This window comes from Actinomadura sp. NPDC049753 (assembly GCF_040674655.1).
GTDB lineage: Bacteria > Actinomycetota > Actinomycetes > Streptosporangiales > Streptosporangiaceae > Spirillospora > Spirillospora verrucosospora.
The window spans coordinates 1-7,926 of sequence record NZ_JBFARL010000284.1; the positions used below are offsets into that span (position 1 = coordinate 1).

At 76.9% G+C, this 7,926-nt stretch carries 6 protein-coding genes and 1 riboswitch; of the genes, 5 read left to right on the forward strand and 1 reads right to left on the reverse strand.

Annotation, left to right across the window (positions count from 1 at the left end):
* From AB0K37_RS38450 to AB0K37_RS38460, 3 genes are all read left to right on the forward strand, one after another.
* Positions 1–806, forward strand: an 806-nt coding sequence (locus AB0K37_RS38450) for a VWA domain-containing protein (protein ID WP_363990116.1), incomplete at its 5' end; no start/stop codon positions are given.
* A 1-nt stretch (position 807) separates the two neighbouring features.
* Positions 808–1,410: a cob(I)yrinic acid a,c-diamide adenosyltransferase gene (cobO, locus tag AB0K37_RS38455; RefSeq protein WP_363990119.1), complete on the forward strand. Its 603-nt coding sequence runs from the start codon at positions 808–810 to the stop codon at positions 1,408–1,410.
* Entirely contained in the window at positions 1,407–2,738 is a 1,332-nt protein-coding gene (locus tag AB0K37_RS38460) for a cobyrinate a,c-diamide synthase (RefSeq protein WP_363990122.1), read from the forward strand. Before cobO ends, AB0K37_RS38460 begins: the two co-directional genes overlap by 4 nt.
* On the opposite strand, the gene cobN is transcribed toward AB0K37_RS38460, so the two are convergent.
* On the reverse strand, positions 2,693–6,289 hold the full coding sequence (cobN, locus tag AB0K37_RS38465) for a cobaltochelatase subunit CobN (protein ID WP_363990125.1): 3,597 nt from the start codon (positions 6,287–6,289) through the stop codon (positions 2,693–2,695). The two genes, AB0K37_RS38460 and cobN, sit on opposite strands and share 46 nt — an antisense overlap.
* A gap of 53 nt (positions 6,290–6,342) precedes the next feature.
* Positions 6,343–6,466: riboswitch (cobalamin riboswitch) on the reverse strand.
* A 71-nt stretch (positions 6,467–6,537) separates the two neighbouring features.
* On the opposite strand from cobN, the gene AB0K37_RS38470 reads away from it, so the two are divergent.
* Together AB0K37_RS38470 and AB0K37_RS38475 are read left to right on the forward strand one after the other, a co-directional pair.
* Positions 6,538–7,632: a precorrin-3B synthase gene (locus tag AB0K37_RS38470; RefSeq protein WP_363990128.1), complete on the forward strand. Its 1,095-nt coding sequence runs from the start codon at positions 6,538–6,540 to the stop codon at positions 7,630–7,632.
* On the forward strand, positions 7,629–7,907 hold the full coding sequence (locus AB0K37_RS38475; RefSeq protein WP_363990131.1) for a precorrin-8X methylmutase: 279 nt from the start codon (positions 7,629–7,631) through the stop codon (positions 7,905–7,907). Before AB0K37_RS38470 ends, AB0K37_RS38475 begins: the two co-directional genes overlap by 4 nt.
* Positions 7,908–7,926 lie beyond the last annotated feature (19 nt).

Sequence of the window (7,926 nt, forward strand, 5' to 3'; positions counted from 1 at the left end):
GGGGGGGGGCCGCGCGGGCGCGGGGGCGGCCGGGGGGCGCGGGGCGGGCGGTCGGGGGGGGGGGGGGGGGGCGGGGGGGGGGGGGGCCGTGGGGGGGGCGGCCCCGGGGCCGGGTCACCGGGGCGCGGCGCCCGGCCGCGAAGGTCCGCGACCCCCATGTGGTGGCGACGCTGCTGGCCGCCGCGCCGCGGCAGCGGGCGCGCGGCCGGTCCGGCGCCGGCCTCGTGCTGCGCCCGGACGATCTGCGGGAGGCGGTCCGCGAGGGCCGCGAGGGGAACCTGGTGCTGTTCGTCGTGGACGCCAGCGGGTCGATGGCCGCCCGCCGCCGCATGACGACGGTGAAGACGGCCGTCCTCAGCCTGCTGCTGGACGCCTACCAGCGCCGCGACAAGGTCGGCCTGGTCACCTTCCGGGGGCGGACCGCCGAGCTCGTGCTGCCGCCGACGTCGTCGGTCGAGGCGGGCGCGGCGCGGCTGCGGGCCCTGCCGACCGGGGGCCGCACGCCGCTGGCCGCCGGGCTCGCGCGCGCCGCGGAGGTCCTGCGCGCCGAGCGGCTGCGCGACCCGGCGCGGCGCCCGCTGCTCGTGGTCGTCACCGACGGGCGGGCGACCGCGGAAGGCGACGTGGACCGGGCCGCCGGGCTGCTGGCGGGCACCGCCGGGATCGTCGTGGACTGCGAGGACGGCCCGGTCCGGCTCGGCCTCGCGGGACGGCTCGCGGCCCGGCTCGGGGCGCGGCGCGTCCCGCTCGGCGAACTCGACGGCATCGTCCGCGCCCACCGCGGGCGCGGCGGAAAGGCGGCTTGAGATGCCCCAGGGAAGGCCCGTTTCCGTCCCCGACGACGGACTCACCACCCGGCAGCGCCGCAACCGGCCCCTGCTGATCGTCCACACCGGCCCGGGGAAGGGGAAGTCGACGGCGGCGTTCGGGATGGCGCTGCGGGCCTGGAACCAGGGCTGGCCGGTCGGGGTGTTCCAGTTCGTGAAGTCGGCGAAGTGGCGCATCGGCGAGGAGCGGGCGCTGCGCGTGCTCGGCGAGAGCGGCGAGGGCGGCCCGGTCGCCTGGCACAAGATGGGCGAGGGCTGGTCGTGGATCCAGCGCCCCGGCAGCGAGGAGGACCACGCGGCCGACGCCCGCGAGGGCTGGGCCCAGATCAAGCGGGACCTGGCCGCCGAGACGTACCGTTTCTATGTGCTCGACGAGTTCACCTATCCGCTCAAGTGGGGCTGGCTCGACCTGGACGACGTGGTCGAGACCCTCGCCGCGCGTCCCGGGACCCAGCACGTCGTCGTCACCGGGCGGGACGCGCCCGGCCGGCTGGTCGAGGCCGCCGACCTGGTGACGGAGATGGGCAAGGTCCGGCATCCGATGGACGCCGGGCAGAAGGGGCAGCGGGGCATCGAGTGGTGATCCCCCGGCTGGTCGTCGCCGCGCCGGCGTCCGGCAGCGGCAAGACGACCGTGGCGACCGGCCTGATCGCGGCGCTGCGGGCGCGCGGCCTCGCCGTGTCGCCGCACAAGGTCGGCCCCGACTACATCGACCCCGGCTACCACGCGCTCGCGGCGGGACGGCCCGGCCGCAACCTCGACCCGTGGCTCACGGGCGAGGAGCGGGTCGCGCCGCTGTTCCTGCACGGCGCGGCCGGCTGCGACGTGGCGGTGGTCGAGGGCGTGATGGGCCTGTTCGACGGGCGGGGCGACACCGGGTTCGCCTCCACGGCGCACGTCGCGCGACTGCTCGCGGCGCCGGTGGTGCTGGTCGTGGACGCCGCGCGGCAGAGCCGGTCGGTTGCGGCGCTCGTGCACGGTTTCGCGACGTTCGAGCCGGGCGTGCGGATCGGCGGCGTCGTGCTCAACCGGGTCGGCTCGGAGCGGCACGAGGAGCTGTGCCGCGGCGCGCTGGAGGCGACGGGCGTGCCGGTGCTCGGCGCGATCCGGCGGGACGACGCGGTCGTGACCCCGTCCCGCCACCTCGGCCTGGTCCCGGCGGCCGAGCGGGGCGCGGAGGCCGTCGGCGCGGTCGCGCGGCTCGGCGCGCTGGTGGAGCGCTCCTGCGACCTGGACGCCCTGCTCCGCCTGGCGGCCGCCGCTCCCCCGCTGCCGGGCCCCGCGTGGGATCCGACCGAGCAGGTCGTCCCGGTCGAGGACGGGCCGGTCGTCGCGGTCGCGGGCGGGGCGGCGTTCACCTTCTCCTACGCCGAGCACGTGGAGCTGCTGCGCGCGGCGGGCGCCGACGTGGCCGTCTTCGACCCGCTGCGGGACGAGGCCCTGCCGGACGGGGCGGGCGCGCTCGTCATCGGCGGCGGCTTCCCGGAGGTCCACGCCGCCGAGCTGGCCGCCAACGCGCCGCTCCTGGCCGAGATCGCGGCGTTCCCCGGCCCGATCGCCGCCGAGTGCGCCGGGCTCCTCTACCTGTGCGAGGAGCTCGACGGCCGGGCGATGTGCGGGCGGGTGCCGGGCCGCGCGCGGATGACGTCCCGGCTGACGCTCGGCTACCGGGAGGCGGTCGCGGTGGCGGAGTCGCCGCTGACCCGTCCGGGCGAGCGGTTCCGCGGCCACGAGTTCCACCGGACCGCGCTGGACACGGAGGCCGGGCCGCTGTTCCGGTGGCGGGACGGCCGCGACGGGTACGGCGACGACCGGATCACCGCCTCCTACCTGCACCTGCACTGGGCGGGGTTCCCGGAGGCGGCTCAGCGGCTGGTGTCGTCCTCCAGGTCGCCCTCCGTCTTGAGGTAGACCTCCTGGAGGCCCTGGAGGACCGCCGGGTCGGGGTGCTCCCACATGCCGCGCTCGGCCGCCTCCAGCAGCCGCTCGGCGATGCCGTGCAGGGCCCACGGGTTCGACTCCGCCATGAACGCGCGGTTCTCCTCGTCCAGGACGTAGGCGGTGGTGAGCCTGTCGTACATCCAGTCGGCCATGACGCCCGTGGTGGCGTCGTAGCCGAACAGGTAGTCCACGGTCGCGGCGAGCTCGAACGCGCCCTTGTAGCCGTGCCGGCGCATGGCGGCGAGCCACTGCGGGTTCACGACGCGGGCGCGGAAGATCCGCGCGGTCTCCTCCGAGAGGGTGCGGGTGCGCACGGCGTCCGGGCGGGTGCTGTCGCCGACGTAGGCCTCCGGGGCCCTGCCGGTCAGCGCGCGGACGGTGGCGATCATGCCGCCGTGGTACTGGAAGTAGTCGTCGGAGTCGGCGATGTCGTGCTCGCGGGTGTCGACGTTCTTGGCGGCGACGGCGATGCGCCGGTAGGCGCTCTCCATGTCGGCGCGGGCGGGCACCCCGTCGAGGTCGCGGCCGTAGGCGTGGCCGCCCCACACCGCGTACACCTCGGCGAGGTCGGCGTCGTCGCGCCAGTTGCGGCTGTCGATGAGCGGCAGCAGCCCGGCCCCGTAGGCGCCGGGCGCGGACCCGAACACCCGCAGGGTGGCGCGGCGCTCGTCGCCGTGCCGCTCCCGGTCGGCCCGCACGTGGGCGCGGACGTGGTTGTCGGCGTCGGGCTCGTCCAGCCCGGCGACGAGCCGGACGGCGTCGTCCAGCATGGCGACGACGTGCGGGAACGCGTCCCGGAAGAAGCCGCTGATGCGGACGGTCACGTCGATGCGCGGCCGGCCGAGCTCGGCGAGCGGGACCGGCTCCAGCGCCGTGACGCGGCGGGACGCCTCGTCCCAGGCCGGGCGGACGCCGAGCAGCGCGAGGACCTCGGCCACGTCGTCGCCCGCCGTGCGCATCGCGCTCGTCCCCCACACCGACAGCCCGACCGAGCGCGGCCACTCCCCGTGGTCGGCGCGGTAGCGCTCCAGGAGCGAGTCGGCCATCGCCTGCCCGGTCTCCCAGGCGAGGCGGCTCGGGACGGCGCGCGGGTCGACCGAGTAGAAGTTGCGGCCGGTCGGCAGGACGTTGACGAGGCCGCGCAGCGGCGACCCGCTCGGGCCCGCCGGGACGTAGCCGCCGTCCAGGGCGTGCAGGACGTGGTCGAGCTCGTCGGACGTCCGGGCCAGGCGCGGGACGATCTCGGCGGCGGCGAACTCCAGGACCCGCGTCACCGCTTCGCGGCGCTCCGCCGGAACGTCCCGGGCGGCCTCGCGCGCCGCGTCCACGGCCCAGCCGGCGTCCTCCATGGCCTGGACGAGGGCGCGGGCGGCGGCCTCGGCGGCGTCCACGTCGGCGAGAGCCTCGCCGCCGGCCTCGCTGAGCCCGAGCGCCTCCCGCAGGCCGGGCAGCGTCTCGCGCCCCGACCACATCTGGCGGGCGCGGAGCATGGCCAGCACCAGGTCGACGCGGACCGGGCCCGTGGGCGCCTGGCCGAGGACGTGCAGGCCGTCGCGGATCTGCGCGTCCTTCACCTCGCACAGCCAGCCGTCGACGTGCAGGAGGAAGTCGTCGAACTCGGTGTCGTGCGGGCGGTCGTCCAGGCCGAGGTCGTGGTCGAGCTTGGCGGCCTGGATGAGGGTCCAGATCTGGGCGCGGATCGCGGGCAGCTTCGCCGGGTCCATCGCGGCGATCGTCGCGTGCTCGTCCAGGAGCTGTTCGAGGCGGGCGATGTCGCCGTAGGTCTCGGCGCGGGCCATCGGCGGGACCATGTGGTCGACGAGGACGGCGTGCGCGCGGCGCTTGGCCTGCGTGCCCTCGCCGGGGTCGTTGACGAGGAACGGGTAGACCAGCGGGACGTCGCCGAGCGCCGCGTCGGTGCCGCACGACGCCGACATCCCCGCCGCCTTGCCGGGCAGCCACTCCAGGTTGCCGTGCTTGCCGACGTGGACGATCGCGTGCGCGCCGAACTCGTCCGACAGCCACCGGTACGCGGCCAGGTAGTGGTGGCTGGGCGGCAGGTCGGGGTCGTGGTAGATCGCGATGGGGTTCTGCCCGAAGCCGCGCGGCGGCTGCACCATGACGACGAGGTTGCCGGCGCGCAGCGCGGCGAGGACGATGTCGCCGTCCTGGACGAACAGCTCCCCGGGCGGCGGGCCCCAGTGCCGCTCCATCCCCTCGCGCAGGTCGGCGGGCAGGGTGCGGTACCAGCGTTCGTAGGACGCGGCGGAGATGCGGACTGGGTTGCCGGCGAGCTGCTCCTCGGTGAGCCAGTCCTCGTCCTGGCCGCCCGCCGCGATGAGCGCGTGGACGAGGGCGTCGCCGTCCTGCTCGTCGACGCCGGGGAAGCCCTCGCCCAGGTCGTACCCCGCGTCGCGGAGCCGGGCGAGCAGCCGGACGGTGCTCGCCGGGGTGTCGAGGCCGACGGCGTTCCCGACGCGGGCGTGCTTGGTCGGGTACGCCGACAGCATCACGACGAGGCGGCGCCCGGCGGCCGGGGTGTGCCGCAGGCGGCCGTGCCGGACGGCGATCCCGGCGACCCGGGCCGCCCGCTCGGGGTCGGCGGCGTAGACGGTGAGCCCGTCCTCGTCGACCTCCTTGAACGAGAACGGGACCGTGATGATCCGCCCGTCGAACTCGGGGATCGCGACCTGCGACGCCGCGTCCAGCGGGGACAGCCCGTCGTCGCTCCCCTCCCAGTCGGACCGGCTCGTGGTGAGGCACAGGCCCTGGAGGATCGGGACGTCCAGCGTGGCGAGCGCGCCCACGTCCCACGCCTCGTCGTCGCCGCCCGCCCCGGCCGTCGCGGGCCGCGACCCGCCCGCCGCGAGCACCGTCACCACCAGCGCGTCCGCCTGGCGGAGCGTGTCCAGCAGTTCGGGCTCCGCGGTGCGCAGCGACGAGCAGAACACCGGCATGGCGCGCCCGCCGGCGTCCTCCACGGCGGCGCAGAGCGCCTCCACGAACGCGGTGTTGCCCGCCATGTGGTGGGCGCGGTAGTAGAGCACGCCGACCACGGGCCCGCCGCCGTCGCGAGCGGCGCGGTCGAGCCGTCCCCAGGTCGGCGTCGCGGCCGGCGGCGCGAAGCCGCGCCCGGTCAGCAGCACGGTGTCGGACAGGAACGCGTGCAGCTCGGCGAGGTTGGCGGGGCCGCCGTGCGCGAGGTAGGCGTGCGCCTCGGCGCACACGCCCCCGCTGACCGTGGACAGCTCCATCAGCTCGGCGTCGGGTGCCTGCTCGCCGCCGAGGACGACGACCGGCCGGGGGCCCGCGAGGAGCGCGTCGAGACCGTCCTCCCAGGCGCGGCGGCCTCCGAGCAGCCGCACCACGACGAGGTCGGCGCCCTCGGTCAGCTCGGGCAGGTCGGCGGCGGTGAGCCGCGCGGGGTTTCCGAGCCGGTAGGCGGCGCCGGACGCTCGGGCGCTCAGCAGGTCGGTGTCGGACGTCGACAGCAACAGGACCGTGCGGCTGTGCTCGGGCACGGCGCATCCTCCCCCTGGGGTCCTCGCCCCGGTCGCGGGTGTCGCGACGGCAGGAGTCTCCTGGCTCCCGGATCGACGCTCGCCCCGGCCTTCCCGTCCTCGCGGACAGTGGCCTACAGCGGGGTTCGCTCCCCGGTCACAGTGGCGGGACCGCGCCGGATTCGCACCGGCTTCCTCCCATTGCCATCGTCTGAGCAGAAGAGTACGGCAGCGCGGTCGCCCTGCAAACTGTGGTTAACATCCTCCCCGTGCCGAATGTCAGAGCCCGTCCCGACGCGTGCCCCGGGGCGCTGCGCACCCACGACGCCGCCGACGGGCCGCTGGCGCGCGTCCGCGTCCCGGGCGGCGCGGTGTCCGCCGCGCAGCTCGCGGTGCTCGGCGCCGCCGCCCGCGAGCTGGGACGGGACGTGATCGAACTCACGTCCCGCGGCAACCTCCAGGTGCGCGGCGTCCGCGACACCGCGGCGCTCGCGGCCCGGCTGGAGGCCGCCGGGCTGCTCCCGTCGGCGACCCACGAGCGGGTGCGCAACATCGTCGCGTCACCGCTCGGCGGGCGCGGCCCGCGCGGCGCCCTCGCCACGGATCCGCTGGTCACGGCGCTGGACGAGGCGCTCTGCGCGCGTGCGGACCTGGCCCGGCTGCCGGGGCGGTTCCTGTTCGCGCTCGACGACGGCACCGGCGACACGGCCGCGCTGGACGCCGACGCGGCCCACACCCCCGGCGGCCTGCGGCTCGCCGGGACGCGGCTCGGACCCGTCCCCGGCGATCCCGTCGCGGCGCTGCTCGCGGCGGCGGAGGCGTTCCTGGAGATCAGGGGCGACGCCTGGCGGCTCGCGGAGGTGCCGGACGGCGCGCGGCTCGTCGCCGAGCGGCTGGGCGCGGCCGTGGGAGAGACGCCGCCGCGCCCGGATCCCGCGCCGCCGCACGCCGGGATCCTCGCGCAGCGGGACGGGCTCGCCGCGCTGGAGGCCGTGCCTCCGCTGGGCCGGCTGTCGGGCGCGCAGGCCGAGGCGCTCGCCGGAGTCGCGGACGAGGTGCGGGTGACGCCGTGGCGCAGCGTGGTGGTGCGTGACCTGGACCGGGACGAGGCGCGCCGCGCGGCGGCGGAGCTCGCGGCGGCGGGCTTCGCGACCGATCCCGCGTCGCCGTGGGTGGGCGTGACGGCCTGCACCGGGAGCCCGGGGTGCGCGAAGTCGCGCGGCGACGTGCAGGGCGAGGCGCGGCGCTTCGTGGACGCCCTGGGCCGCGCGCCCGAGACCCCCGTCCACTGGACGGGATGCGAGCGGCGCTGCGGGATGCCCCGCGGCCCGGTCGCGCTGAGGACGGCGGAGGGACAGCAGTGATCGATTACGTCCGGGACGGCGCCGAGATCTACCGGCGGTCGTTCGCGACGATCCGCGCGGAGGCCGACCTGTCGGGACTGCCGGACGACGTGGCGCGGGTCGCGGTCCGCATGATCCACGCCTGCGGCATGACCGATCTGGTCGATGACCAGGCCTGGTCGCCGGGGGTCGTGGCGCGGGCGCGGGCGGCGCTGCTGGCCGGCGCGCCGGTGCTGTACGGGTTGCCGCCGGAGTCGGCGTGCAGGGTGTTCACCACCCGCACCGGGAGCCCGTAGCTGTCGAACATCTCGGCCA